The organism is Pseudomonas sp. LPH60, assembly GCF_030718165.1.
GTDB classification, from domain to species: Bacteria; Pseudomonadota; Gammaproteobacteria; order Pseudomonadales; family Pseudomonadaceae; genus Aquipseudomonas; species Aquipseudomonas danubii.
Map to the genome: position 1 here is coordinate 459446 of NZ_JAVAJH010000003.1, position 24869 is coordinate 484314.

The following is a 24869-nucleotide window of genomic DNA, read 5'->3' on the forward strand; positions in this document are numbered from 1 at the left end:
TGGCTGCCCCCCATCAAATTAAGGTTAGGCGCCTTCCTCTTCAGCTTGGAATATCTCAATGAGCTTCTGATTGTAGTCATCAAGGTAGCTCTGAAGCCCATCACGGTCGATTAGCCGCACGCCCGCCGTGCTGGCCAACTCCTTCGCTGATTTCGTGTAGTAAGAGTTCGTTACGACCATCGCCTCGTCACACCCGTAAAAGGCTTTAGCAGAGATGGCCTGCTGCACAGCCGCGTTGCCTACGGAGCCCGAATAGTTCTTAGCCTGGATGACCATGTTTTTACCGAACCGGGTAACGAAAAGATCGGCGCCCTGATCTGCAGTTTTCTTGGTTTCCTTAACGTCATAGCCAATGGTCTGGAAGATCTCAACCAGGAAAGCTTCAAACTGAAATCCGTCCATAGCATCCACCAGATACATGGTGATGAACTGATTCGGATTGAAATGCTCGAGCTGAGATCCCAGCCGCTCGACGAGAATGTCGAAATAGATCTCCTCGCAGAGGCTCAGGCCATTCCGGAAAACCTGTATCGGGAGGAGTGGCACACCAGACGTCGAAGCAGCTTGAGGATTGAATTGCACATTGGGGAACGCAACGTCATTTTCCCACAGATAGTAATAGAACAAAGCCAAGTCAGACCTGAAGGTCGTCCCTGCTTCTTCAATCCAAGAACGTAAGGTGTCGGCAAGGTCATTTCGAATGTGGCGGGTCAGTTCTCTGGAGAAACCCAGATAGGCAGAGTTAAAGGCTGTGGTCTGCAACAGCTTGTCCAAGAGGGATGGAAGACCTTCAAGCTCGTCAAAGCCTTTGCGAATCAAGACTTCCCTGAACAATTCCCTCTCGCTGTACACACCATCCAATCGTGGCCCAGGCACGCCCGCGTCATCGCTACTACCTGCGCTTTCGCGAGTGGTGTGAATAAAGTTTGTGAAGTATGGCTGCTTCAGCTCTGCGTACTTTCTCAAAACGTTATTCAAAAGATCGTTGAGCTGGGCTTGCTCTTTTTTCTTCCCGAAGAAGTCTTGGATCAAGCCTTTGGATCGGTATTGAAAGTCGGGATAAAAGGAAGGATCCAGTGGCGTGAGGTGTCGCAACGTGAGCTCTGATGACGGTGAAACTTGAGAACCTATGCACCACGGGCACGCGACCTCGAAGGTAGTCCTGCTGCATCCATTGCATTGGTAAATCATCGCACCGAGTCCTTTCCTGGGTCATTGCGCGGTTCCGCGCTTAATCGTAAGCACGAACATAGCTCAGTGCTATCACCACGTCCATTTAGCTAGACTTTGAGAGGCATCGATTGCCGGTGAGTACAGATGTACTCCGCCCCACAAACTCCTATAACAGCAGGTTTGATTAGCTTTAGCGCACGAGGCCCCTCAGGCAAGCAAACTCCCGCCGGCAGCCCCTCCCGAGATCCTCCGAAAAAACCAGCGGTCATCCGATGCGCTTGGCCCGCAGAGACTGGATATCTGGGCTCCAGTCGCCTTACAGCTGGAATCAAAGGGTGCAGTCAAATTCAGCGGATACCCCCGTAGCCCAATGAATCAAAGTGTGTACTCAGTCTCGACCTCTAATGAGCCAATATATCCTGGGTAAGCTCGCTTACCCTGATCCTCAAGATAATCGCGCTCATACTCTTCGTTCGTTACATAGATATCAACCATGTTATCTACGCAATCCATCGTGATATGACCAGCTTTGTTTTGAGTAATCACATTATAGCCAGTGTAATAGTGAAGATGCCGGGATGGAGCCTCACCAATTACAATAATTTGAGGGTCAAGCTTTTCAAGCCAGGAGTCAGGAATTTTTCCGGAGGCTCTACCATGGTGAGAGGCAAATACGACGGTTGTTTTTGTTAGTTCGATGTCATCAACAATACTTTCCATAAAGTCGGTTTCTAGATCACCCAACCAAAGGAAACTCGCCCCGCCACTGACAGAGTATCTCAATACGCATGAGACATTATTGAAACTTTCACCAGCATCACACTTACGCAGAGCTTCCTTAAAATCGGCATGAGAGGTGTCCGGCCAAAGGATCTGCAAGCCGGAGGATCCGCGCTCTTCATCACCTTGATTAAGCCACTTCCGCTTTGAACCTTTCTCAAGGAAAAAAGCCTTACCTCCGTCTCTCAAGGCACAATAATGAAGAAACGAATCCGTTAGATCCGGTTTTTGAGCCTTGTTTTTTACACAATAAAAATTCGCTATAGGGAACTTTTTATCGAGCTTCTCGATGCCTTTGAAGTGATCCTCATCCGGATGAGTGCAGATAAAGCGTCGCATACTTTTGGTTTTCGATACTTCCTTGAGCTCGGCGATAATCTCATCAGAATTTTCAGCATTCAGATTACAATCAATCATAGTGAAATTATCACCACCATGAAGGATGTAGAACATATCGCCGTTACCAACGGATAAGCTTTTTATCGTAGGCATTTTGCCTCCCTGCACAATTATAACTGGTTACTGCTTCTAAAGATAAATCCGTATGAGCCTAGGGCTCCTATGGCTCCACCTGGACTTAGGCTGGTTTCTTTCTTGACCTCGGATTGGGTAGGGAACCAAGGCACTCGAACAGGCGTTCCGCATAGACAAAACCCATCCGCCTTACAGCATCCTTGTCGAAATAAAATAACCAAGCCATCAAAAGTGACCCAGAAATAAGAATTGTGAGCCCTGCTGCAAGCCCTGGATCTGCCAAATGAATCGGCTCAAAATGAGGCGGCTTGACTCGAATTACTCCCGCAATCAGTCCGCCATACCCTAATCCGCAAAGGCAAGACAGAATTCCTACAGCCTTCATCGCGAGCATATTACGATGAAAGCCATAGGCGATATTTTCTTTCAGTAGGAGATTTTTATTGCCACGAGTTAATTCCCTGAGGCGCTTAGTCGCGCCAATATAGATATCATCAGCTTTAGCAGGATCCGATTTTTCATCCTTTTCACTCGGCATATCAATTCCCAGCTTTGACGATATCTGTTGGTGATATCTCTGCTTACTGACGCTATCCAGGAATTTATCACTGTGCCGCAAGGCTAAAGTCGTAGGCATTCCTCCCCATCTCTTTAGCAGCTTTTCTTCCAGCTTTTTTCCTCGACCACGAGCAACGCTCGCCAACGCGTAGATCGCACCACATCCACCCAGCAGTCCAATGACACTGGTAAGTACGGGATGTTTAGCACCATAAACGCACAGTAAGGGCACAAGCAGCGGCAGTGAAACCAGAAGCCCTGGTATCACTCTAGCCTTTCGCTCGTAGGGATCTTTCACCAACTCTAATATCGCAACCATGTTTAATCCATCAGTAGATTTGCAAATATCGGCCTGAATCACTGTGCACGAGCTAGATTACTCACCTAACCATCGTTGGCACTCTGGCTGATTGAGAAGTACCAGTTGCTGTGCTTTAGGATCAGGATTGTGGTTCCTGAGACCAAGCTTTTGTAGAAGATACCAAAGCTGAGATTGACGGGTGGTCAACGTACTTTGGCCATCCTGCATACCGTAATCCAACTCAATGGCACGACGACGCCCTTCGTCCAACTCAGGGTTAGCTCCAATTACCACCTGTACATAGGTATGCCATAACTTATCGTAAGGCGGTGTAGACGGCAGGTCTTTCGGAACCAACGAAAGTATTCTTGCGAGAACAAAATCTATGTGTTGGTTACGTCTAAAACAATAGGCCCGCACATGCCATCTGTAGCCATCGAACCCTAAAGCATGTGGCGCGACAGTCCTGATGGTTGGATCTGGCCCACTCATCGATTGGTAATTAATCTCAAGCGCTTCCTGCCGCTGAATAGCTCGAAGAATTTTTATAAGCGCCGGCTTATCGACTAGACGGATAGGGTTGGGCACCGAATCCATCGGAGGCGCCCAACCGATGAAGCTTTCTGCTTCATCAATCACGCCCATCTCCCGTGCGAGAAGCTCGTCCAAATAGCGCAAACCGTCGTCAGGAGCAAATTTCGGGGTGAACGTGTCCGTGGACACATAGGCCTTTACGGTCTTGTCATAGACTGCATTTCCTGGCGCCTGCTCCAAGTAGCTAGCGAAGTCTAAAGAAGCCTGCGGAGCAGAAATTCCGAAGAAATCGAGCAGATCAGCCCGATTTACCCGTCCTTCCCACAAAAGCCTGAAGTCAATGAACTCCAAACGGCGCATCTGGCCCCAGCGGCCTGCCTTTTTTGGTGGGTGGTCAGTCATCTGTTGAGCCTAGTGCAATGAATGGCGCGATTGTAACACTACTAAAAACTAGACTCATCTAATTTTTATGAGTACCGTATTGCCATCACGACGATTCGCGTCTTCTTTTGGGGGTGTGCACCATGGCTGGACAAATTGCGTTTTTCCCGGTGGGTAACGGCGACATGACCATGGTGCGACTGGCTAACGCCGATGCCACTACCATCATCATTGACGTCCGGATTCGCCAAGCGGCAGATGATCCTGAGGATGAGACGCCGGATGTTGCGGGGGAACTGAGGAAGCAGTTGCTGACAGATGCTGACCAACGCCCCTACGTGGATGCGTTCCTTCTCAGCCATCCTGACGAAGATCACTGCCTTGGCGTGCGCAAGCATTTTTGGCTTGGGCCGATTGAGGACTACCCAGATGATAAAAAGCCGCAAGCTGAAAAGCGAATCGTGATTCGTGAGATGTGGTCGTCTCCTATGATTTTTCGGCGACGTAACTCGCTCGGCCTAACACTGTGTGACGACGCCCACGCCTTTCACGTTGAAGCAAGGCGCCGAGTCCTTCGCTGGAAGGAGCTTGGCTACGCAGTGGTTGGTAATGGGGTTCGAGTTTTCGGTGAGGATGAAGGAGGTAAAACCGACAACATCCAACCCATCCTAGTGAAGACAGGGGAGACGTTCTCGACCATTGGCGGGCATACCTACGGTGACTTCTTCAGCGCAAAACTCTTGGCACCTATGCCCAAGCAGGATGACGAGACAGAAGAGACTCTTTCGAAAAATCACTCAAGTGTGATTTTGAGTATCGAGTTGGCCCCGTCGTCATTCAGCCGAAATAAAACTCGCTTTCTGACTGGTGGCGATGCCCATACCTCTATCTGGGAGCGAATCTGGGAACGTTACAAAGAAACTCCTGAAGTGCTGGAATACGATCTGCTCCAGGCTCCGCACCACTGTTCGTGGCACGCACTTTCGCACCACAGCTGGTCGACTTATGGGGAAGATGCAGAGGTATCCGAGGGTGCAAGATCTGCGTTGGGTCAAGCTCGTCAGGGCGCGATCATTGTCGCCAGCAGCAAAAAGGTGGTCGATGACAAAAACGACCCACCTTGCATTCGAGCTAAGCGGGAGTACGAGTCCATTCTGGATGATGTCAACGGGATTTTTCTATGTGTCGGCGACAAGGCCAAACCAGAAACGATACGGTTTGAGGTCACATCATCGGGTTTGGTGAGAGCAGCTGTAGGGATCGCGGCAGCGAGCAGCGCTGTGGCAGCGGCGGCTCTTCGGGCAGGAGCCAAGAAATGAGCCTCAGTCTCATCGAGTGGGGCAGCCCACTCGAAGATGGAGCGCAGGCACTGACACTTCCCTTGTCGGTCGAGATCTATCGAGCATGCGAAAGGCATGAATACTTCCATATCCAGGAAGTCCGGTCGCTATCAGACGGCACAGGCCTGACCGAGATAATTGTGGTGAAGGCCGGAGACGGGTCGGTTGGGGCCCACAACCCAAACGGTATCTTGCGCAAGGAGTGGTTAGCACTCACTGTAAACGCGGAGGAAGACCCACCTGTTGGGGTGAGGGCTTTAAGAAGTGAGTTCCCTGTTCTAGGCCATCAAAATTACACCCGTACCGCCGAGCCACTTTCCTTATGCTTGTACAACAGCACATGGTCAGAGATTCAGCGCTCCTGGACTCCTCAAAAGTTTCTCGCGAGGGTGCTCTGGTGGTTGCGGGAATCAGCCGAAAATTCGCTTCATCTCGGCGATCAGCCTTTGGAGCAATTATTTTTCAACACAGCGTTCCAAATTATCTTGCCCGCCAAACACGCTCAGGAATCTTTAAACCCTGCTCGCCGTTTGGTTCTTGTTGAAGCCGAGTCCGGTAGCACTGAGGTCACCACTTACCTTGGCTACTATGTAGATGCGAATGCAGCAACAGCATGTGGGATGAAAGGTATCCCTACCCTTCGCGTTAATTTGCCGCCTGTCGAAAGCTCGCGCGTCGAGCGCTTCCCGGCGACCCTGGGAGACCTTGACCAATGGGTGGCGATTCGTGGCGGTTCATTTTTTGACGAGCTTACCAAAGCAATCAAGCAGTTGATTTCGGTCACTGATCTTTCATCCAATGAACAGCGTCCAAAATGCGTTCTTATTTTGCTATCGGTTCCGAGACTCAGGAACGGGACAGTGGACAAGGTTGACGACCTCGCCTATTGGGTTACCAATTCCCTGCTCCATCTGGGTGAAGCCTGCGGGTTGCTTTTTTATGATGAATACCGAGGAAGCTGGAGCCCCGTTGAGCTCATAGGCCAAACGCTAGAGGAGCGATGGAAAGCTATTTCAATTTTGCCAACCCAGCTTCGATATAAGCTGGACAAGCCACTCATCCGGTCATTGTCGTGCCTGGAATCTGCAGATTCGGATTTCGAAGGGGTGATCGCTGGGGTAGGTGCTCTCGGCAGCTCCATGGTGGAAACGTGGACGAGAGAGTCTTGGGGTGAGTGGACTTTGATAGATCCTGACCAAGCTATGCCTCACAACCTGGCACGGCACATCATTTCGGATTCTGCTATCGGATCCCCGAAAGTCAGAGCCGTTAAAAGCATTCTGGATCAAATATTCCCCGAACAACCACCGCATATGGCGATTGACGCGAGCGTTGTCGACGAAGATGTGAATGTCTCGGCGGCACTAAGCAACGCAAGCTTAGTAGTGGACGCCACGACGACGTTGCATGTACCGAGGGAATTAGGTGAGCGTGATGGAACACCCCGTACTGCAAGCGTATTCCTCACACCTTCAGGTAGAAGCTCAGTATTGCTTCTCGAAGACCGCGACAGGGGCGTTCGGATATCGAGCATCGAAGCCCAATACTACCGTGCAATCCTTGAGTCGCCGTGGGGAGAACTTCATCTTGATGGACACAGCAAAGGTGAATGGGTCGGGAACGGGTGCAGAGATATTTCCCTCAGGCTTTCCGTCGAACTGATTCGCCTCCACGCATCACTCCTCAGCCGGCAGGTAAGGCTGAGCCAAGCCAAATCAGGCGCGCGAGCGTGTGTATGGGATGTAAACGATGAAACCGGCGGCGTCGCAGCGCATGAAATAGCCATTTCTGAATCAAAGGAAGCACGGTCAGACGGCTGGACAGTCCGGTGGGATCAAGGATTCATTGAACAAATCCGCAGCCTGAGAAGCCAGGCGCTACCTAATGAAACAGGTGGAATATTGCTTGGATACACTGACCATCAGTTGAAAACTATCAATATAGTCAAAGGAATGCCTGCCCCTCCAGATAGCGTCTCTACACCCACCTCCTTCATTCGAGGGTACGAGGGCCAGGAAGAAGTGCTTCTTGATACGCGTCGGAGAACAGCCGGGATCGTCGACTACATCGGTGACTGGCATTCGCATCCGCCCAAGCACTCGTCACGCCCGAGCTCCGACGACATGAATCTACTAGCTTCCTTGGCCCTGACCATGGCCAACGATGGCCTGCCAGTTGTCATGTTCATCATGGGCGAAACTGATTGCACAGTTACTATCGGAACGTGCTCCGATCAATTGAAGGACTATTAAGTGCTGCTTCTGATCGTAGGCTATCTTGTGCTGTTGCTGTTCATCGCGACCTACTCGATAGGCGCAATGGCGCTAGGTTGGCTTGCACAACCTTATGAGGTGCTACGGATTCCGTTGATGTGTGGTGCAATTGGTTGCGTGGGGGGCTGCCTTTACTGCCTCAGGGCTGTGTACTTGAACAAATGCGTCCACAAAAGGTGGGATACGGACTGGTATGCGTGGTACTTCATCCGTCCCATTACGAGCGTGATTGCTGGTGCCGTTAGTTATCTTTTCCTCAAAGCGGGCTTGCTGGTATTGGAATCCAGCTCTAAAGCTGACGCGAGTGAAATTGGTTTCTTCGCGCTAGCTTTCATCGCAGGGCTCAACGTCGATAAATTTGTCGCGAAAATTGAAGAAGTAGCTAAAGCAGTGTGGGGGATAGATAAGAGCCGCGCCTCCGAGACTCGCTCCCCGCCCGACAATAGATGAACAGTGACATTTTACAGCCCAGTACAGAATTTCAGGAGCAACAGTGCGCATACGCATTAAGTACCAGGATGGCGCAGGTAATATCACAGAAAGGGATATATCGGATCCCTGCAAGGAAACTGATAAAACCATTGATGCCTTTTGCCACATGCGCAGTGAGCGTAGAAGCTTCCACCTTGACCGTATAGTGCATTCCGTGGCAACAGATACCGGCGAGTTGCTCAATCCGTATCAGCTAGTCCCGCTGATGCGAGCTCCAGACTCCATTGACTCGCTCACCTGGCAAGTCAGACCAGCTATAAAGGCTTTGAAGTTTTTTAGCCTAACCACCCGAGGCTTTTCCAAGAGGGAGCGTCAGCACCTGAACAAGTTCGTCAAAGAATTAGTTGCCCTTCCGCAAAGCGAGGAGGAAATCAGTGACTGGGTCTACGATCTTTGGTGCGCTGATTTGTACCAGTACCGTGACGGGGACGAAAAAGAATACAAAGGGCTACTGGAATACATCCCTCCCTCGCTTCTGGAAGTGTGCCGCGCATACGCTATTAAAATAGTAGGAGGGGCCGCTAACAAACCAGAAAACTCAGGATGGGGTGAAAGAATTGATGAAGAATTCGGGCCACACCCGCTGTTCTGAACCCTCAATAATGGTGCCATGGCTGTTGACGCAAAGAAACATCCAGCCATGGTACAGTTATGAGCCATCTTAATCGCTGATCTACAGCGAGGTAACGCTAGCTAGCCAACCAATCAAAACATAGCTATTTAATTTTCGCCTAAGTAGCCGCAGACCACTGCATAAACTGCAGGTTCTTGGATATAAATAACGGCTAAACTTAGGAATATCATCCCAAAAATCGCGGACACCACTCCCCTTACGATACCGAAGTCATTGACGCCTCGCTGGAGTTTTACCGAGCAGACGGTAAATGCAAGGTAAAATACGCCGATCAAAAAGTTCGACGTCCTCGAAACAGAACTTGCGGATATCGCTGCAGTGACATTCGCTCCAAATTCCCCAAGCTCACAGCTATGCGCTAAAGCGGTCATTCTCGAACCCAGCGCTGGCATCTCAGCGATCTTCATGAAGACTAGGCAAATCGAGATATAAAAAAATGAGTTGATCGTAGAAAACAGCGATCCTTTTCCAAACATGAAACGTGCGCCAAACCAAAAGCAAGCTCCATAGAGGATCAGGAACATGCAATTCAGGACAACCATGACGGATACAAAGTCCTTACTGAGCTCTATCCCAATCCCTTTCAGCGATGGAAAGCTTAGTAGTGATAACGCAACGGCCATTACGAGCCCGATCACGCTGGCTTGCGCACACCAGTAATAACGCAGCTTCATATCTTTGAAAAATTCGGTCGGAGTAATTATAGAACGCTGTAGATCTTTAGCTCCAGCCACGAACGTGGGAAAAACACTCTTGATCACAGAAAATATACCGTCAGACACGCACAGACCCTTAGCTAATTAGTGAACATATATCATCGGCGGCACTCACTAATTCCTTAGCGAAACTAAAATATTTTTTCACTGGTATTTTTCGAGCGTTACCTGTTCTTTCGCAGCATTCTTCTCAATGCGTAGAGATATGCCACGCGCTTTAATACGGTTATGATTTACATCAACTAGAACAGCGCGATCCTCCACCCTTCGATGGGGCGCTACACCACGAACTGGGGGTGTGCTTCGCTTAACCGAATCGGCGCTCAAAAATTCAGGAAAGCCCTCATGGCCCAGCCGCTCTTCGACCTTGACCTCAAACGTGTCACGCATCAGCACTATATAACAGGGAAAGCCGCCATCAATTTCCCCCATCCTGGAAGCACTACGGGCGGGTGGCATTTCCTTTCCTATTTTGATCGGGAGTCCGGCGTGGCCAAGGTTTCGTTGGCAGGTATCCATTATCCTGACACCACAGCCTACTTTGGCGATCTTGGCGTCATTGACGTGACCGATGAGCTAGCGGAGCGCGGCTGGTCTATGGATGGCCATCGCCTGTTCATGGCAGATCACTACAGAGCCGCTGCGGACATGATCGTGAGATGGCATTGAGCGAGTCCCTCCACTGCAGCGTCGAGATTGATGATTGGTTCTCCTCTAGAGCTGAAAGACAGCGAATGCTTGAGATTCTAGATACAGGAAAGTCAAAGCTTTCCGAGGTTGGTAGATTGCAAAAGGTGGAAGCTTGGCTCCGTAAGCAAACCTGAAGCTCGGGTAGATAAGTATTACCCATCGCGTGCTCCACAGACCGAGCAAGGCGGGCAAGCAGAGACGGTGAGTGCAGCCTTCTGGCCCCCTGTCAGCTCAGGTCGTGCTCTGCCAAAACATCGGGAAAACCTATGAGACTACCCGCGCCGTTTGAGCCAGCAGTGAGATGAACTAGGCTCTGCGCATCATCCCACGGAAGACCACCATGCCAGATAATTCGAACTACAAGATCGCCACGGCGGACGCCCTGACATTGCTGCTGCATAACCAGCACGCACTAGGTGCAGCAATAGAAGAAATAACCAAGTGGCTTTCAGAAAATGGCGTGGGAAGCGTCGCCGCTCATGCGATGTCGGCCATGGAAGCGCTGGACGCAAATGCTCAAGCCATCACCGATTGCACTTTGAGGATTCGACAGTCTTAGGTGCTGCTACACCGAGCCCTGCGCACCTATCGCACACTGCCAATTCGACTGAACGATAAGGAAAAGAATGTTCCCACCAATGGCGAATCCCAACCTCGAAATTACCGCCACTGAATTCGAGTTCTTGGTCAGAGACTGGATCCTCAAACAGGGAGGTGAACTGACATCCCTGGAGGTCAAGCACGACGTGAAGGTCGAGGCCTACGACTCAACCTACCAGATCGACGTGCTGGCGAAATTCCAAGCTTTTGCAGGGGCCGAATTCATCGTGCTGATTGAGTGCAAAAAATACCGGAACGCAGTCGAGCGGGAGTTGGTTCAGGTACTGCACGACAAGGTGAGATCCGTCGGCGCTCATAAAGGGATGTTGTTCACCACTACAGGGTTTCAATCCGGAGCAATAAAATATGCAACAGCCCACGGTATCGCTCTGGTTTCGATAATAAATGGTACCGCCACCTACGAAACCCGCTCAGCTTACCCAGTGGTGACACAGCCACCGGCCTGGCTAAACCTGCCGAAATTTGCGCTCTGGTACGTCAGTGAAAATGACGCCGGAAGCATCTCGATGAAGTCGCTGTGCCGTGCTCCTACGGAGGTCAACGAGATGTTCAGCTAGACATCGGTCAGGACAGCCTCGGCGGCGCCCCGAGGTTTAGCTTATGCGAGGTAGCGGTTTTAATCGGGTACGAGCGATCCACCCAGCAGCACAAAGCGTCCCCCCAGCAGACCGATATATCTCAGATCGATGTGGTCGATCAAAAAGCCTCCGGCCAGAGCTCTCAGCATGATTCCCAGATTGATCGCGGTAACGTTCACTGCGCCGACCAGTTGAGCGCTGCTGCCCGCTCTTCGCAAGACATCGATACCCATCAACAACCCGGTCGTCGCGTGGCAGCAACCCACTGCAGCTACTGCGAGCGAGAGGAGCCACATCTCATTGCCTAGTAAAGTGATAGCTGCCAGTGATCCGGCCAAAACCAAGAGTAGACGCTTGAACAAGGCGTCTAGGGGGTTAGGAACGCGTTTGGCCAGCACCAGGTTGCCCACGATATCTGCGACACCATAAAGCTCGAGAATCATCGTTACCTGCACCGCAGGAAGCCGTTGGCGAAGATATCTTCTGAATCTAGGCATTAGGCAATGGCGCCCGTTGTAGCGCCATTGCGTTCTGTCTCCGTTACGCAGAAGAGTCAGGAGCCTGCCGGCTTCTCACATTCAACGTTTGCTGACGAAGCACATGCTCTAGACGCTTTGTCAAAACCATCTGGAGCGCCCCGTCACGGCCCCTAGCAATTTTCAGGACAGCGACTAATTCACGATAATCAATTACGTGAAATAGATCACCGGTTTCGCGCATTGCAGCAACAGCTGCCTCATATACCTCATCCCAGTTTTCAGCAAATAGCTCTGAAACGATCACCACACAATGCAATTTATCGGACAGATCCACGTTTAGGACGTTGCCCTCGCTTGAGCTGATCTTGCAGTTTCGTCGAAGCGCTTTGGCCGCACCTACAAGCTGCGTTACCCCTTTAAGAGCCTGCTTCTTTACTCCAGAAACCCGCCTTGCATGCGCCCTGGAGCCCTTTGAGGCAAGCATCGCGAGATCTTTAGTTTCAATGAGAATATTCCCTTGGTTGGAAAGGGCCAGCACGTCCGTCAGCTCTCTGGTTTTCTCACCATTTTCTACGGCAGGGCTCTTATACAGTTGTGCTGGGTAAACGGAGGAGAGTGCCGCCCACACTGAATTTTCAAGCATCCCCCCCTCATCTGGATGATCAACCTGGACAGTTTGATATGTGCCCATTCCCACGTACGACAAAAAATTGGGATGCCAGTCGACAAGTTTTACGGGGACTTTCACAGCAGCTAACTCAGGATTTTTCGCCCCCGCACTGTTGTCGTGCATTGCGTCATTGAAGATATCTAGAAGACTTTCACCAAACTCTAGAACGCTTCCGGTGTAAAGCCTAGTGATAGGCTGAAGGTGTTCGGAAGCTTGTTCAGAATCGTCCGGGGCAAGAGATCCTGGCGACCAGCCGACGCAGTGATCCATCTCATTAAACAGAAAAAAATTCACGTCACCACGACTCAAGACCTCTATGAGTGCTTGGTGTTCTTCAGCATGTGCCTGAGGTCGAGAAACAATGAGTGGTGTGTCTGGAGCGTCGTGAATAATCCCTGCAACGCAGACTTTATTTTCTAACACACCTATACCGACTTCGAATGAACAGCCCACCGATAAAGCCTTGAGGCTGCTGATGGGGGCCTTGATCAGAACTGATGCACCGTCTGTAGTTGGTATAAACCATATGCCAGCTTCAGACGAATACATTTCCTGATGGATTCTTGTGCTTGGCATTATCAAAAGTAGGAAGCTCCTTCGGCATGTAAATTGCGGCCTACGTCAACCAAACGGGACGAGTCAGCTCATCAACACAGCGATGAGGGGGCAGTAAGCCGTTCCAGCCTCTTCCCTGTCTCGCGACCGACAAGGCATCGATCATGGCAGGTGAGTCCGGAGGTTCAAGTATGCATCTGTTTGTAATTCATCGTAACCTCGCCAACCGGGAATCTCAGGCCTTGTCGCTTCTCTGTCGTGTACCTGTCGTGTTGTGCCCTCGGCACCTTCTTCATCATGAGCCTTTCCAAACATCTGATGGAGCTTAAAATGAATTCGAGCACCACGTCTGGCCAACCTCGTATGTTGAGTCTCGAAGAGTTCGCCACTCTTATCCGCAAAATGCGGGAGGCGTTTCAATGGTCGCAGGAGACTTTGGCCGAGCTCGCAGGCTTGAACGTACGAACAGTACAGCGCGTTGAGAATGCGAAGTCGGCAAGCATTGATACTCGACGCGCGCTCGCAGTCGCTTTCGAAATCGAGGACATTGACGCCTTCAACAAGCCTTTCGCCATTCCTACAGAAGAGGAGCTGAAGGCAGAGAAGGCCCGTATTGAACGCGACTACATCACCTTACCGGCAATCCCTCTGTCGACTGGACGCCAACTCGCTACGCTTGCGGAAAGCTCGACCGTGGATATCTCCCAACCTGGATTTGAAATGAAGCGTGATGCTCAGGAGATCTTTGCGTCGCTGGTGGACTACTTCCGCGACTACAAAGATTGTGCCAGCAATTACTCAGAAAGCGCCAAATTTGTTGTGTACGACGAGATGCAGGAGCTGATCGATGAACTGCAGCAACTTGAGGTGGCAATCCAATTTGCGACTCGCAAGGTACACCTGAAGGTTACTGACCAACATTCAGAAACGAAGCCTCTGACTGTGCAGATGTCATACCTGATCGCCTTCGAGCGGGGTAAAGCCCCAAGCGAATTTGCGGTGCAGAAAAAACTGGATATCCCATTCTAACTGGTCGCGACGAGCAAGGACGCTTATCCCCGCGAGCACTGATTCACCCTGCTCACTGGTACGCAAAACTTTGGTGGTTTACAGCGTCGCGAGTTGCTGCGCTGTCCGCTGATCGGTAATCAGACCTGATATCCTGCGCCCGCGTAGTGCAGCAAGAATCGCAGGTATCTTGCGTTCCCGCCCGCGAACGCGATGATCGGGCGCTCGGCCAACCTTGGTAACAGAAGGCGCGTAACTCGTTCCGACCAAGGCATCTTAACTGGAGACACAATTGCAGCGCTGGAGATGATGTTAACCGACGATGAAATCAAAACGCCTAGAGGCCCGATATGTACCTCATGCGGTGACCGGCTTTTCTTGATTTCTTCGAAAAAACCCTCTGCCACCGTAACTATTTTTACAAAGTACGGTGACAACTAAATAAGAAGTAATTATTAAAAGGATGAGTTGATTTTGCTGAGCCGGACAGACCATGAAATTTATGAACTAGCGAACAGAGTTCTTACTGACATAACAGAAAAAATGTCAAATGGACTTTATAAAAGATTGAATGGCACTTTGTCATTCGGTTGGGCAACCGCACCAAAATTCAATGCATGGGCGGAATCTAAAACATTTGTTGGCGGCCCGCCTCAACACAAAATCTTTTTGCATTACGAACTCGCTCGTATTCTTTACCGCGATGCAGAGGGCTTTTGCACATTCGCGCTCGATAGCCAGACAGAACACCTCATCAACACGACCTTCGGAGATAACGCAACCGACCCATTACCTGAATGTTTCACTTTAGATGACTGTATCAACAACATGTTTCTTGCCTCATTGACTTGGGTTTATTTTCATGAGCTTGGACACCTCATGCAAGAACATGGGAGAGTTAGAGGTTCCCCAACCCCGGACAAATACACCATCCAAGAGCTGGATGCTCATGCCGCTAACATCTTAACTGGTCTACAGGCCTCGATTTCTCATGCAACAGAGCTAGCCGCTGATTTTGAGGCCACTACCCAATGTTTAATGGCGTCCGCCCAACACTTTCTGAGGGGGCCGCTGGTAGACGAAAGCGATGGTGCTGAAGTATTTATTGGTAACGTATACCTTCTGACATGCAGCCTGGCTTGCATTTTTTACAGGTTCAATGCGGGATCTACTGCCTGCGCTGAAATCCCTGTAACGGGCTCTCACCCTAACCCCATCTATAGACTAGAGGTTGCGGCACCCCACATTTATGAATTTTCCGAAATACTTTTAAAAGCAACCGGCTTTGACAGGGGTCGCAATAGATTGGTCAGCATGACAAAGCAAGCAGCAGACCTAGGATCATTCTTTTGCAACTACAAGAGATCGACAGGAACGGAAGAGACTATCCACCTATTTGTAAAAGGTTTTTTACAGCGCCCCGAATTCAAGTTGTACTCTAGAGAGATCATTACAATTTGGGATAAAATTTATCCTGACATCAGCACTGCTAGGCATTTTGGATCTGAGCTAGGAATTATGCATTTCACTGAGGACTACCGAAAGTTCGTTTTCAGCGAATAACTACGTCTCTGCGAAGCTAACTCCGGTGATGCTACCTATGACCTATCTATGGAAAATTTCGAAGGCTGAAGCAATAGGCACTGACAGCTAGTACCCACTGATGCTTAGCAAAAATTAGCAGGGTCACGGCCCGGTCGTTTTCTGCTATCCAGCGCAACGATGGCGGCCAAGTCAGAAGTCTCTAAAGAAAAACAAATAAATTGAAGTTTTCGTGAATAACGAAATCCTCGCGCTCTTCGACCTGATAGTAAAACCCTACCCCCCCCCCTTTGAGATGTTCTATGAGCTCTGAATTAACTGAAGAAGAAATGCGTCGTGCCCTATTCGGTACGCCTCAGCCCGAAGACCAGGTGTCTGCGCCTCAAGCACAGGAGCCTGAGCCAAAAATAGTACCTACAAAGCCAGCAGAAGCTCCCCAAGTGAAGAAGAAAGTGGCGAAAGCATTTACGCCCAGGCTAAGGGTCACGTTACGTGTTGGAAACGAGTTTGAGGGAAAAATGATCGAGTTGATTCACGAGGCTGATACGTTGAGCTCGTTGCTTGCCGAGCAGGAGGCTGTGAAGGCTGCCCGGAAGAAGTACAAGTACGTGGAAGTGTTATCGGTTAAATCGATGTAGAAAATGTATCTGGGCTCATGAGTTATCACGTCGTTTGCTTAGGAAGATATTTTATATCTCGCGAGCAAGCCCCCTCTTCATTCTGTTCTCTATCTGAATCAACTCGGTGGCATTGTCGACGAACAGCCCGTCACTTGTGGGTAAGTCTGGCAAACCAGCATAATTTTGTTTTTGGGCCCAAAGCCAATCATAAAACGTTGCACTGTTGCAGTGCTTCCGATGCTCGCGACCTCTAGATTTGACCCCAGTGGTTTTGGATACATGACTAAGGCAGATCAATTGTGGACGGTCGAGGCTAGATAGCGGGCCGGGATAAGCTGACGGCATTCTACGTAGGCGGGAAATAGTGGCCGACTATTCAGGGACAATACCAATCGATCAGCTGAAACAGATTCGGATCAAAAAACTCTACAAGGGATAGCATTAGCCGGCCCCTGTAAATATAGCGAATGATTTGGACAATGGTTAGATGCCACTGAAGAATGATTCTACTGTGACAGTAGACCAGCTTCCGCTTAAGCCGGGACGCCCCGGACGCCCTGCGCGACCGCCCTTACCGGGACGTCCAGCCCTTCCTGCTTTCCCAGGTCTACCAGCTCGTCCTGGCTTCCCGGGCCCGCCAGTGGCGTGTTCAGAAAAAAGAAGAGGATGACCACTTGAATCGTATATCCAACCGTTCAGAAACCAACCTAAGTGTCGCCCGGAGAACGAGTAAACCGACTCATCATGCAGATAAGCAACCGGCTGCCCTCCAAAGGTATAAAGGTGCTCCTCATCCTGACAATAGCAATAAGGTCGTCCGTTTCGGTCGTAAAAAGTAAATTCCATATAGCTTCCTTTTGTATCGGATGAACTAATAGTTTTGTAGTGTTTTGGATGGTTCGCTCAAGTCCATGCTTGGAGGTAGCGAGTGGGCCGCTCTTTACCGGTGACTGCAGGCCGGAGCCGCTCAAGCTAAACCTTCATTTTCGCGTCATTATTGGCGAACTCTTCGAAGCTTAGGCGATTTCAGTCAAAGCACTGAACCTTCAACGTAGGCCGGGTTATCTGATAGCGAGGAGCTCCGACGCTTTTCATGGCTCCTTAAGAACAACCTTGGCCTGACCTACAAATGCATCGAGATCGAAGTCTCGCACGACGATGAAAAGGCCAGCTCTGTCGTACCCTTTATAGACCCCTAATGCGACATAGGTCGTTTCGACCGATCTCATGAACATGCTGGACATACAATCTCCGGATCCTTCAGGCATAGTCCGGTAACGGTAGGCACGTCTTTATTGCAGAAGGTGCGGTGACAGATGATGCTGACCATTAGAAAGTCGCAGATACTGGCGAAGGCTTGCACGTCCATTGTTCCGCTGGAACGTAGCGAGCACATAACGCGAATTCAAGGTTGTCATAACCCAAAATCTGCCCTCGCGTTCGACTTTCAAAACGTCAGATGTACGGATCAGATGACCATCGCCATACCGACCGTACTGGTCTTTGCGCTTGTGGCCAAACACCACACCGATGCCTGCGCGCGCCCTGATAGATACTCCGCAAAGGTAAGCGGTAACCGGCACATCAAAGCCTTGCTCCTGAGCTTTTATAATTCGCTTGAGATCAAAATCTGTATGGCGCTTTCCGTGAAAATTGACATCAATGGTGTCGAGCATCATTGCGCTCCGGTTGCGGTCTGTATGGAGTTACCAAGAATTGCACACGCAACCAGGCGCGCTGGTACCGTGGGGGATTCTTGGTAAATTTCAGGCTGATCGAATCATGTTTGAGAGAAAGACAGGCCTCAGGTTGGCCAGCGCTTCAATCTGGAAGTCTCGCTGGTGTGAGGTGTGATACACCGCCCCCTTAGCTACTTCCAGCAAACAAACCTCAGAACCAGACCTGTCCTCACCTACGGTTACTCTGGTTAACCGCTCCATCTGCCAGCCTCCAGACTTATTCATCCAAGATGGCGTCACAGCCATAATCTCGGTGATAGCTAAATCCGCACCTTGGCTTACCAACATTTTTTGAAGCTGGTGGGTGTCGTCAATCATCAACGCGCACTCGCTGAGCCGACCCTCGTTTTCGACGCTAAGGGTTAAGTGATACCAAGGAGTTCGGAGCAGCCTTGAGACTCCGCGCCAATGGGACACGCCCTCCCCGAACATTCCTGGGACGCCTATCAGGTCGTTGTCTAAGGTTCTGAACATGTGTCGCCTCAAGCTGCTGGAGCACGTCAGTTGCTCAGCAGAACCGGTGGGTAATCAGAAGAGGGAAAAAATCGCTTCGATAGAAGCAGACTTACGATGGCCTGGCCCAAGCAACACGTAGACGCTATTCCGAGTTTCGAACAGAAAGCCGTCGTTGAACGCAGTACCCATACTCGACCTCACCCAATGGCCTGGTTCGAAACGCCTCTGCTCATCGTCCACAACTTTGTGGGCAAACATGAACATTGGCTGGCAGCCTGCAGCGGTTACTTTCGCTCGCTCTTCGTCTGTGACGATGGCGTCTAGGATAATCCACTCCTGCACGGCGCAGAGGGGCATCCATTTGTAGCGTTTTCTAGCAGCAGCCATCACGGCTTCGAGACCCAAACCAGAACCCATCAAGCTGACAGCGGGATCGCCCAGCAGGCTGCCGTCCAAAGAGCTTTCCATCAATGCATACCCACTCGGCAATATCCTCAAATTACTAGATTTGCAGCTAAACCGCCACAAACACAACTATAGACGTTTGTTTGGCGGCAGGCAAACACGGCATAACTTACGGTTTTTGGGGATCTGTAATGTCGCTCCGCTATTCCTTCGCGGCAGTGCTGCAATTGCTGCGTATTCGGAAAGGGCTATCTCAGGCCGGTATGTCGGGGGGTGTGGATCAGAGAACCGTCAGCAAGGTTGAGCTAGCGAAGAGCTCTGTATCGGTAGACACAAGTTATGCATTGGCAGCAGCACTAGGGGTGAGCCCCACAACGCTTCTCGCTCTGACGATGGCTTCCTACGATCAAAGCTCGCCACGGGAGACACTCCTTGCTTCTCTGGCTGAGATAGAGGCATTGGGTCTGGCCGACGCGCCATTACCTGCAGGGCCGCAGACGACAACGCGCTTAAACGTATCGGATGCAAGGAAGAGATGGGTGGCTGTTCAGGAGCTGAAAGTGGCCGGCTTTAGCCAAGCCGAGGCTTCGAGGCAGCTGGGGATTCCAGAGTCGACGGTGCGTCGATTGTGGCGGCAGAAGTTGAGTGACTGATATCTGCTCTCAGCGTTACTTGCCGAGACGCGATCCGCCCCTAGCTTATGTCGGAGCTCTCTAGCCTAATCAGCAATTAATTAAGCGGATATTGATCGTGTCCATTCACAGCTGCGACGAGATGGACACTCCTCCTTTACACCAGACTCAAGTAAACCGGGGGTTTGGTGGTGTCTGTCCATAGGTTACATAGGCGGTAAAGACTCTCGCCCTGGAGCATGTGCATCAGCGGGGTTGGCAGGCGGTTCTGGGAAATGGCCGACACCGCGACGGCGTCGGTGGGCGACAGCACCGCGGCCAGGGCGAAAGCCACCGGCAACGGGATGGTCGGCAGCAGCCAATGAATGAAATACCCGGCCCCGACCACGGTGAACAGCACCAGGCCCACCGCCAGGGTCAGGATCGGGCCACGCAAGCGCCAGAACTCGCGCTTGGGCATGCGCCAACCGTCGGAAAACAGCAACGGCGGCAGGAACAGGAAAAGAAACAATTCCGGGTCCAGGGCCACATGCAAACCCAGGGTCGGCCAGGCCAACAGGGCTCCGGCGGCGATCTGTACCAGAGGCAAGGGCAGCGGAATCACCCGTCCGACCAGTCGCGAAAGACTCACCAGCATCAGCAGGATGAGGACGGTATAGGCGGTTTGCATAAAGCGAAAATCCAAGGCTCAACAGGAAAAATCGTACGCATCTCAGCTGAGAATCGCCGACGAAGTGCCATATTAGCCGCTTAAACTCGGTACTGACCGCTGCACAAAAGTCGCAAGCCCCATGACCTGCCATGCAACAACCTGCGACAAAGCCGATTTCAGGCCGACGCTGAAGCGCTGCGGTCGTGGCATAATCCGTGACCTTTCATCTCCAGCATCTCCAAAGGGGGCAATTCCTTGACCGCTTCAAGCAAAACGTTGCACCTTTTCGGCATCAAAGCCTGTGACACCATGAAAAAGGCGCGCACCTGGCTCGATGAACACGCTGTCAGCTATGACTTCCATGATTACAAAACCTCCGGCATTGACCGTGAGCACCTGAACCAGTGGTGCAACGAGCACGGCTGGCAGGTGGTGTTGAACCGCGCGGGCACAACCTTTCGCAAACTCGATGACGAAAGCAAAGCCGATCTCGACCAGGCGAAAGCCGTTGAACTGATGCTCGCGCAACCTTCGATGATCAAGCGCCCGGTGCTCGACCTCGGAGACAAGACCCTGATTGGCTTCAAGCCAGACCTTTACGCAGCGGCGCTCAAGTAAGCCTGCTCACTCTATTTCGCAAGAGGTAACTGCATGTCCACTACTCTGTTCAGCCTGGCATTCGGTGTCGGCACCCAAAATCGTCAAGGCGCCTGGCTGGAAGTGTTCTACGCATCGCCACTGCTCAATCCTGCCGCCGAAATCGTTGCCGCTGTCGCACCGATCCTCGGCTACAGCGAAGGCAACCAGGCCATCACCTTCACCACCGCCCAGGCCGCGCAAATGGCCGACGCGCTGAAAGGCATCGACGCCACCCAGGCTGCCCTGCTGACCCGCCTGGCCGAAAGCCACAAGCCGCTGGTAGCCACCCTGCTGGCCGAAGACGCTCAATTGACCTCCACCCCAGAGGCTTACCTGAAGCTGCACCTGCTGTCCCACCGTTTGGTCAAGCCACATGGCCTGAGCCTGGCCGGGGTGTTCCCCCTGCTGCCGAACGTGGCCTGGACCAGCCAGGGCGCCATCGATCTGGGCGAGTTGGCCGAGCGGCAACTGGAAGCCCGCCTGCGCGGCGAGCTGCTGGAAGTGTTCTCGGTGGACAAGTTCCCGAAAATGACCGACTACGTGGTGCCGAGCGGCGTGCGTATCGCTGACAGCGCGCGGATTCGCCTGGGCGCCTACATCGGCGAAGGCACCACCGTGATGCACGAAGGCTTCGTCAACTTCAACGCCGGCACCGAAGGCCCGGGCATGATCGAAGGCCGTGTGTCGGCGGGCGTGTTCGTCGGCAAAGGTTCGGACCTGGGTGGCGGCTGCTCCACCATGGGCACCCTGTCGGGTGGCGGCAACATCGTGATCAAGGTCGGCGAAGGCTGCCTGATCGGCGCCAACGCCGGTATCGGCATTCCCCTGGGCGACCGCAACACCGTGGAGTCGGGTCTGTACGTGACCGCTGGCACCAAGGTGGCGCTGCTGGACGAAAACAACCAGCTGGTCAAGGTGCTCAAGGCCCGTGAACTGGCTGGCCAGCCGGACCTGCTGTTCCGCCGCAACTCGGAAACCGGCGCCGTGGAGTGCAAGACCCACAAGTCGGCCATCGAGCTGAACGAAGCGCTGCACGCTCACAACTAGGCCTGTAGGAAAACTCGCCGAGCAACGATCAGGCAGGCAAAAGCAGGCGAGGAAGCGCAGTGTAGGGACCTACATGAGCCTTCCGAGCCTGCTTCTGCGTAACGCCGAAGGCGCCCAGCGCGCCGAATGCTCGAAGCGCAGGCAGTTTTCCTGCAGCGCCGAAGCAGAGATTCGGTTTCATCGGAACCTGCCGGGCGCTTATCATCGGCGCCCGGCCTGTTCAAACGAGTTCTGCCACCATGCTTGTAACCTCCCCCTGGCGCGCCGACTTCCCGGCCATCGCCGCCCTACATCGCCAGGACCAGACCTACCTGGACAACGCCGCCACCACGCAAAAACCCCAAGCCCTGCTGGACGCCCTGGCCCACTACTACGCCAATGGCGCGGCCAATGTGCATCGCGCGCAGCACCTGCCCGGCGCCCATGCCACCCAGGCCTTCGAGGACAGTCGCAGCAAGGTCGGCCAATGGCTCAGTGCCGGTGACAGCGGACAGATCATCTTCACCCACGGCGCCACCAGTGCGCTGAATCTCCTGGCTTATGGCCTGGAGCAGCAATTTGAAAGCGGCGATGAGATCGTCATCAGCGCCCTTGAACACCATGCCAACCTGCTGCCCTGGCAACAGTTGGCCCTACGTCGCGACCTCAAGCTGCTGATCCTGCCCCTGGATGCCGACGGACTGATCGATATTGATGCGGCAAGCCGTCTGATTGGCCCTCGCACTCGCCTGCTGGCAGTGAGCCAGTTGTCCAATGTGCTCGGCGCCTGGCAACCCTTGACGCCACTGCTGGCCATGGCCAAGGCCCAGGGCGCACTGACGGTGATCGACGGCGCCCAGGGCGTGGTCCATGGCCGTCACGATGTGCAGGCCCTGGGCTGCGACTTCTATGTGTTCTCCAGCCATAAACTCTATGGTCCGGACGGCGTCGGCGTGCTGTTCGGCCGTCATGCCGCGCTCAAGCACCTGCGTCATTGGCAGTTCGGCGGAGAAATGGTCCAGGACGCCGACTACCAGCACGCCAGCTTTCGCCCGGCGCCCCTGGGATTCGAGGCCGGCACCCCGCCGATCGCCGGAGTCATTGGCCTGGGGGCGACCCTGGATTACCTTGCTGGCCTGGATCAGCAGGCAGTGGCCACGCACGAAGCCGCGCTGCATGCCTATCTGCTGCAGGGCTTGCAGGCACGCAATGGCATCCGCCTGCTGGGCACGCCGCAACTGGCTCTGGTCAGCTTCGTCGTCGATGGCGTGCACAACGCCGACCTGGCCCACCTGCTGACCGAACAGGGCATTGCCGTGCGGGCCGGTCATCATTGCGCCATGCCGCTGATGAAAAGCTTCGGCCTCGCCGGGGCGATTCGCGTATCCCTGGCGCTGTACAACGACTCCGAAGACTTGGAGCGTTTCTTCGAAGCCCTGGATCAGGCCCTGGAGTTGCTGCGATGAGCCTGCCGGCGGACGCGGTAGCCGCCCTTGAAGTTTTCCAGGGGGCTGCCGGCTGGGAACAACGGGCCCGCCTGCTGATGCAATGGGGCGAGCGCCTGCCGCCCCTGAGCGAGGACGACAAGGTAGACGCCAATCGAGTCCATGGCTGTGAAAGCCAGGTCTGGCTGGTGGCGGCCCTGGACAATGGTCATTGGCAGTTTGCCGCCGCCAGCGACGCACGGCTGATTCGCGGTTTGGTGGCCTTGCTGCTGGCCCGGGTCAACGGCCTGACGGTGCAGCAATTGCAGGAAGTGGACCTGGCGGACTGGTTCAACCAACTGGGCCTGTCGCGCCAGCTCTCGCCGTCGCGCAGCAATGGCCTGAACGCCGTCTTGCAACGCATGAACGAACTGGCCGGCGCCCTGTAGCCGCTGCCGAGCCTGCGAGGCTGCGAAAAGGTCCGCAGGACCTTGCCTGGCGATCTCCCGCCAGCCCCCTAGCGGCCTCAAGCCCCCACGGCCCGCCGGGCCGCTCGCAGCCTGCGGCAGCGGCTACAAGGGTTTGCTGCGTTCCGAGGGGCGGCGCACGCCGGCAACGATCTTGTCCACCGCCTTGGTCGCGGCCACCATGCCAAAGGTCGCGGTCACCATCATCACCGCGCCAAAACCGCCGGCGCAGTCGAGCTTGACCCCGTCGCCGACAAAGCTCTTCTGCAGGCAGATGCTGCCATCGGGTTTCGGATAACGCAGTTGCTCAGTAGAAAACACGCAGGGCACGCTGTAATGCCGGGTCACGGTGCGCGAGAAACCATAGTCGCGGCGCAACGTGGAGCGCACTTTGGAGGCCAATGGATCGTTGAAGGTGCGGTTCAGGTCGCAGACCTGGATCAGCGTCGGGTCGATCTGCCCGCCGGCGCCGCCGGTGGTGATGATCTGGATCTTGCGCCGCTTGCACCAGGCGATCAGCGCCGCCTTGGCATTCACGCTATCGATGCAGTCGATCACGCAGTCGATGTTCGGGGTGATGTATTCGGCCATGGTCTCGCGGGTGACGAAATCCGCCACCGCATGCACGCGGCAGTCCGGATTGATGCCGCGCAGGCGCTCGGCCATGACCTCGACCTTGGGCTTGCCCACGGTGCTGTCCAGGGCATGCAGTTGCCGGTTGCTGTTGCTGACGCAGACATCGTCGAGGTCGAACAGCGAGATCTCGCCCACCCCGCAGCGGGCGATAGCTTCCGCCGCCCAGGAACCGACTCCGCCGACGCCAACGATCGCCACATGGGCCGCCCGCAGCCGCTCCAGGCCTTCAATGCCATACAAACGGGCGACGCCGGCAAACCGTGGATCTTCTGTACTCATGACCATCACCTAAAAAACCGGCGCGCATTATAGGGCCTCAAGGCGACAAGTTTTAACCTTGAAGCTACAAGTAAAGAACTTAAACCCGAATACAG

28 protein-coding genes and 2 pseudogenes are annotated in these 24869 nt (G+C 53.1%); 15 read left to right on the forward strand and 15 right to left on the reverse strand.

What is annotated here, in order from left to right:
• Window positions 1-24: 24 nt before the first annotated feature.
• The 4 genes from Q8O96_RS12550 to Q8O96_RS12565 form a co-directional block, all read right to left on the reverse strand.
• Entirely contained in the window at window positions 25-1191 is a 1167-nt protein-coding gene (locus Q8O96_RS12550; RefSeq protein WP_305948879.1) for a restriction endonuclease, read from the reverse strand.
• Between the two features lie 357 nt (window positions 1192-1548).
• Entirely contained in the window at window positions 1549-2445 is an 897-nt protein-coding gene (locus Q8O96_RS12555; protein WP_305948880.1) for a ComEC/Rec2 family competence protein, read from the reverse strand.
• An 85-nt stretch (window positions 2446-2530) separates the two neighbouring features.
• Complete coding sequence (locus tag Q8O96_RS12560) at window positions 2531-3304, reverse strand: hypothetical protein (RefSeq protein WP_305948881.1); 774 nt, start codon at window positions 3302-3304, stop codon at window positions 2531-2533.
• Between the two features lie 57 nt (window positions 3305-3361).
• On the reverse strand, window positions 3362-4222 hold the full coding sequence (locus Q8O96_RS12565) for a YafY family protein (RefSeq protein ID WP_305948882.1): 861 nt from the start codon (window positions 4220-4222) through the stop codon (window positions 3362-3364).
• Window positions 4223-4344: 122 nt separating this feature from the next.
• On the opposite strand from Q8O96_RS12565, the gene Q8O96_RS12570 reads away from it, so the two are divergent.
• The 4 genes from Q8O96_RS12570 to Q8O96_RS12585 are packed head-to-tail and all read left to right on the forward strand — an operon-like array spanning window position 4345 to window position 8898.
• A complete protein-coding gene (locus Q8O96_RS12570) occupies window positions 4345-5520 on the forward strand; it encodes a metallohydrolase (RefSeq protein ID WP_305948883.1) in 1176 nt (391 codons plus the stop codon).
• Complete coding sequence (locus Q8O96_RS12575; RefSeq protein WP_305948884.1) at window positions 5517-7793, forward strand: Mov34/MPN/PAD-1 family protein; 2277 nt, start codon at window positions 5517-5519, stop codon at window positions 7791-7793. Before Q8O96_RS12570 ends, Q8O96_RS12575 begins: the two co-directional genes overlap by 4 nt.
• A complete protein-coding gene (locus Q8O96_RS12580; RefSeq protein WP_305948885.1) occupies window positions 7794-8264 on the forward strand; it encodes a hypothetical protein in 471 nt (156 codons plus the stop codon).
• Between the two features lie 43 nt (window positions 8265-8307).
• The gene (locus Q8O96_RS12585; RefSeq protein ID WP_305948886.1) at window positions 8308-8898 is read left to right on the forward strand and encodes a hypothetical protein; all 591 of its coding nucleotides are present in this window, start codon (window positions 8308-8310) and stop codon (window positions 8896-8898) included.
• 128 nt (window positions 8899-9026) lie between these two features.
• Here Q8O96_RS12585 and Q8O96_RS12590 read toward each other — a convergent pair whose 3' ends face one another.
• Window positions 9027-9722, reverse strand: a complete 696-nt coding sequence (locus tag Q8O96_RS12590) for a hypothetical protein (protein ID WP_305948887.1) — start codon at window positions 9720-9722, stop codon at window positions 9027-9029.
• A gap of 279 nt (window positions 9723-10001) precedes the next feature.
• Between Q8O96_RS12590 and Q8O96_RS12595 the strand changes: the two are divergent.
• From Q8O96_RS12595 to Q8O96_RS12605, 3 genes and pseudogenes are all read left to right on the forward strand, one after another.
• Window positions 10002-10480, forward strand: a pseudogene (locus Q8O96_RS12595) (hypothetical protein).
• 206 nt (window positions 10481-10686) lie between these two features.
• Window positions 10687-10905 (forward strand): hypothetical protein, encoded by a 219-nt coding sequence (locus Q8O96_RS12600; protein WP_305948888.1) that lies wholly within the window; start codon window positions 10687-10689, stop codon window positions 10903-10905.
• Between the two features lie 67 nt (window positions 10906-10972).
• Entirely contained in the window at window positions 10973-11524 is a 552-nt protein-coding gene (locus Q8O96_RS12605) for a restriction endonuclease (protein ID WP_305948889.1), read from the forward strand.
• A 59-nt stretch (window positions 11525-11583) separates the two neighbouring features.
• On the opposite strand, the gene Q8O96_RS12610 is transcribed toward Q8O96_RS12605, so the two are convergent.
• Together Q8O96_RS12610 and Q8O96_RS12615 are read right to left on the reverse strand one after the other, a co-directional pair.
• On the reverse strand, window positions 11584-11988 hold the full coding sequence (locus Q8O96_RS12610) for a hypothetical protein (protein ID WP_305948890.1): 405 nt from the start codon (window positions 11986-11988) through the stop codon (window positions 11584-11586).
• A gap of 97 nt (window positions 11989-12085) precedes the next feature.
• Window positions 12086-13243: a hypothetical protein gene (locus Q8O96_RS12615; RefSeq protein ID WP_305948891.1), complete on the reverse strand. Its 1158-nt coding sequence runs from the start codon at window positions 13241-13243 to the stop codon at window positions 12086-12088.
• 336 nt (window positions 13244-13579) lie between these two features.
• Between Q8O96_RS12615 and Q8O96_RS12620 the strand changes: the two genes are divergently transcribed.
• Window positions 13580-14278: a helix-turn-helix domain-containing protein gene (locus Q8O96_RS12620; RefSeq protein ID WP_305948892.1), complete on the forward strand. Its 699-nt coding sequence runs from the start codon at window positions 13580-13582 to the stop codon at window positions 14276-14278.
• Between the two features lie 78 nt (window positions 14279-14356).
• Here Q8O96_RS12620 and Q8O96_RS31250 read toward each other — a convergent pair whose 3' ends face one another.
• Complete coding sequence (locus Q8O96_RS31250; RefSeq protein WP_371826174.1) at window positions 14357-14527, reverse strand: sugar-binding domain-containing protein; 171 nt, start codon at window positions 14525-14527, stop codon at window positions 14357-14359.
• 198 nt (window positions 14528-14725) lie between these two features.
• Here Q8O96_RS31250 and Q8O96_RS12625 point away from each other — a divergent pair, with 198 nt between their 5' ends.
• Both Q8O96_RS12625 and Q8O96_RS12630 read left to right on the forward strand, forming a co-directional pair.
• On the forward strand, window positions 14726-15820 hold the full coding sequence (locus Q8O96_RS12625; protein ID WP_305948893.1) for a hypothetical protein: 1095 nt from the start codon (window positions 14726-14728) through the stop codon (window positions 15818-15820).
• Between the two features lie 281 nt (window positions 15821-16101).
• Entirely contained in the window at window positions 16102-16437 is a 336-nt protein-coding gene (locus Q8O96_RS12630; protein ID WP_305948894.1) for a hypothetical protein, read from the forward strand.
• Window positions 16438-16902: 465 nt separating this feature from the next.
• Here the strand turns inward: Q8O96_RS12630 and Q8O96_RS31255 are convergent, their stop codons facing one another.
• The 5 genes from Q8O96_RS31255 to Q8O96_RS12650 form a co-directional block, all read right to left on the reverse strand.
• Window positions 16903-17265 (reverse strand): collagen-like protein, encoded by a 363-nt coding sequence (locus Q8O96_RS31255; protein ID WP_371826175.1) that lies wholly within the window; start codon window positions 17263-17265, stop codon window positions 16903-16905.
• 245 nt (window positions 17266-17510) lie between these two features.
• Window positions 17511-17663 carry a hypothetical protein gene (locus Q8O96_RS12635; protein WP_305948895.1) on the reverse strand — a complete coding sequence of 51 codons (153 nt, stop codon included), beginning with the start codon at window positions 17661-17663 and terminating at the stop codon, window positions 17511-17513.
• A gap of 48 nt (window positions 17664-17711) precedes the next feature.
• Complete coding sequence (locus tag Q8O96_RS12640) at window positions 17712-18095, reverse strand: hypothetical protein (RefSeq protein ID WP_305948896.1); 384 nt, start codon at window positions 18093-18095, stop codon at window positions 17712-17714.
• Between the two features lie 90 nt (window positions 18096-18185).
• Window positions 18186-18632 carry a hypothetical protein gene (locus Q8O96_RS12645; RefSeq protein WP_371826176.1) on the reverse strand — a complete coding sequence of 149 codons (447 nt, stop codon included), beginning with the start codon at window positions 18630-18632 and terminating at the stop codon, window positions 18186-18188.
• A gap of 54 nt (window positions 18633-18686) precedes the next feature.
• Window positions 18687-19082 (reverse strand): hypothetical protein, encoded by a 396-nt coding sequence (locus tag Q8O96_RS12650; protein ID WP_305948898.1) that lies wholly within the window; start codon window positions 19080-19082, stop codon window positions 18687-18689.
• 128 nt (window positions 19083-19210) lie between these two features.
• Between Q8O96_RS12650 and Q8O96_RS12655 the strand changes: the two genes are divergently transcribed.
• Window positions 19211-19672 carry a helix-turn-helix domain-containing protein gene (locus Q8O96_RS12655; protein WP_305948899.1) on the forward strand — a complete coding sequence of 154 codons (462 nt, stop codon included), beginning with the start codon at window positions 19211-19213 and terminating at the stop codon, window positions 19670-19672.
• A 199-nt stretch (window positions 19673-19871) separates the two neighbouring features.
• On the opposite strand, the pseudogene Q8O96_RS12660 reads toward Q8O96_RS12655, so the two are convergent.
• A pseudogene (locus tag Q8O96_RS12660) lies at window positions 19872-20321 on the reverse strand (cation:proton antiporter); the annotation flags it as partial.
• A gap of 237 nt (window positions 20322-20558) precedes the next feature.
• On the opposite strand from Q8O96_RS12660, the gene Q8O96_RS12665 reads away from it, so the two are divergent.
• The 4 genes from Q8O96_RS12665 to Q8O96_RS12680 all read left to right on the forward strand — a co-directional run bounded on the left by Q8O96_RS12665 (window position 20559) and on the right by Q8O96_RS12680 (window position 23841).
• Window positions 20559-20921 carry an ArsC family reductase gene (locus tag Q8O96_RS12665; RefSeq protein WP_102861359.1) on the forward strand — a complete coding sequence of 121 codons (363 nt, stop codon included), beginning with the start codon at window positions 20559-20561 and terminating at the stop codon, window positions 20919-20921.
• A 33-nt stretch (window positions 20922-20954) separates the two neighbouring features.
• Complete coding sequence (gene dapD, locus Q8O96_RS12670; RefSeq protein ID WP_102861358.1) at window positions 20955-21989, forward strand: 2,3,4,5-tetrahydropyridine-2,6-dicarboxylate N-succinyltransferase; 1035 nt, start codon at window positions 20955-20957, stop codon at window positions 21987-21989.
• A gap of 239 nt (window positions 21990-22228) precedes the next feature.
• Window positions 22229-23434 (forward strand): aminotransferase class V-fold PLP-dependent enzyme, encoded by a 1206-nt coding sequence (locus tag Q8O96_RS12675; RefSeq protein WP_305948900.1) that lies wholly within the window; start codon window positions 22229-22231, stop codon window positions 23432-23434.
• Window positions 23431-23841, forward strand: a complete 411-nt coding sequence (locus tag Q8O96_RS12680; RefSeq protein ID WP_102861356.1) for a SufE family protein — start codon at window positions 23431-23433, stop codon at window positions 23839-23841. The genes Q8O96_RS12675 and Q8O96_RS12680 overlap by 4 nt, the downstream gene beginning before the upstream one ends.
• Window positions 23842-23964: 123 nt before the next feature.
• On the opposite strand, the gene tcdA is transcribed toward Q8O96_RS12680, so the two are convergent.
• Window positions 23965-24780 carry a tRNA cyclic N6-threonylcarbamoyladenosine(37) synthase TcdA gene (gene tcdA, locus Q8O96_RS12685; RefSeq protein WP_082729180.1) on the reverse strand — a complete coding sequence of 272 codons (816 nt, stop codon included), beginning with the start codon at window positions 24778-24780 and terminating at the stop codon, window positions 23965-23967.
• Window positions 24781-24869: the final 89 nt, after the last annotated feature.

Bases quoted from the DNA above. Each gene is read 5' to 3' on its own strand.
- Q8O96_RS12550 (WP_305948879.1), bottom strand. From the start codon at position 1,191: ATGATTTACCAATGCAATGGATGCAGCAGGACTACCTTCGAGGTCGCG.
- Q8O96_RS12555 (WP_305948880.1), bottom strand. From the start codon at position 2,445: ATGCCTACGATAAAAAGCTTATCCGTTGGTAACGGCGATATGTTCTAC.
- Q8O96_RS12560 (WP_305948881.1), bottom strand. From the start codon at position 3,304: ATGGTTGCGATATTAGAGTTGGTGAAAGATCCCTACGAGCGAAAGGCT.
- Q8O96_RS12565 (WP_305948882.1), bottom strand. From the start codon at position 4,222: ATGACTGACCACCCACCAAAAAAGGCAGGCCGCTGGGGCCAGATGCGC.
- Q8O96_RS12570 (WP_305948883.1), top strand. From the start codon at position 4,345: ATGGCTGGACAAATTGCGTTTTTCCCGGTGGGTAACGGCGACATGACC.
- Q8O96_RS12575 (WP_305948884.1), top strand. From the start codon at position 5,517: ATGAGCCTCAGTCTCATCGAGTGGGGCAGCCCACTCGAAGATGGAGCG.
- Q8O96_RS12600 (WP_305948888.1), top strand. From the start codon at position 10,687: ATGCCAGATAATTCGAACTACAAGATCGCCACGGCGGACGCCCTGACA.
- Q8O96_RS12605 (WP_305948889.1), top strand. From the start codon at position 10,973: ATGTTCCCACCAATGGCGAATCCCAACCTCGAAATTACCGCCACTGAA.
- Q8O96_RS12610 (WP_305948890.1), bottom strand. From the start codon at position 11,988: ATGATTCTCGAGCTTTATGGTGTCGCAGATATCGTGGGCAACCTGGTG.
- Q8O96_RS12615 (WP_305948891.1), bottom strand. From the start codon at position 13,243: ATGTATTCGTCTGAAGCTGGCATATGGTTTATACCAACTACAGACGGT.
- Q8O96_RS12620 (WP_305948892.1), top strand. From the start codon at position 13,580: ATGAATTCGAGCACCACGTCTGGCCAACCTCGTATGTTGAGTCTCGAA.
- Q8O96_RS12630 (WP_305948894.1), top strand. From the start codon at position 16,102: ATGAGCTCTGAATTAACTGAAGAAGAAATGCGTCGTGCCCTATTCGGT.
- Q8O96_RS31255 (WP_371826175.1), bottom strand. From the start codon at position 17,265: ATGGAATTTACTTTTTACGACCGAAACGGACGACCTTATTGCTATTGT.
- Q8O96_RS12635 (WP_305948895.1), bottom strand. From the start codon at position 17,663: ATGTCCAGCATGTTCATGAGATCGGTCGAAACGACCTATGTCGCATTA.
- Q8O96_RS12640 (WP_305948896.1), bottom strand. From the start codon at position 18,095: ATGCTCGACACCATTGATGTCAATTTTCACGGAAAGCGCCATACAGAT.
- Q8O96_RS12645 (WP_371826176.1), bottom strand. From the start codon at position 18,632: ATGTTCAGAACCTTAGACAACGACCTGATAGGCGTCCCAGGAATGTTC.
- Q8O96_RS12650 (WP_305948898.1), bottom strand. From the start codon at position 19,082: ATGGAAAGCTCTTTGGACGGCAGCCTGCTGGGCGATCCCGCTGTCAGC.
- Q8O96_RS12655 (WP_305948899.1), top strand. From the start codon at position 19,211: ATGTCGCTCCGCTATTCCTTCGCGGCAGTGCTGCAATTGCTGCGTATT.
- dapD (WP_102861358.1), top strand. From the start codon at position 20,955: ATGTCCACTACTCTGTTCAGCCTGGCATTCGGTGTCGGCACCCAAAAT.
- Q8O96_RS12675 (WP_305948900.1), top strand. From the start codon at position 22,229: ATGCTTGTAACCTCCCCCTGGCGCGCCGACTTCCCGGCCATCGCCGCC.
- Q8O96_RS12680 (WP_102861356.1), top strand. From the start codon at position 23,431: ATGAGCCTGCCGGCGGACGCGGTAGCCGCCCTTGAAGTTTTCCAGGGG.
- tcdA (WP_082729180.1), bottom strand. From the start codon at position 24,780: ATGGTCATGAGTACAGAAGATCCACGGTTTGCCGGCGTCGCCCGTTTG.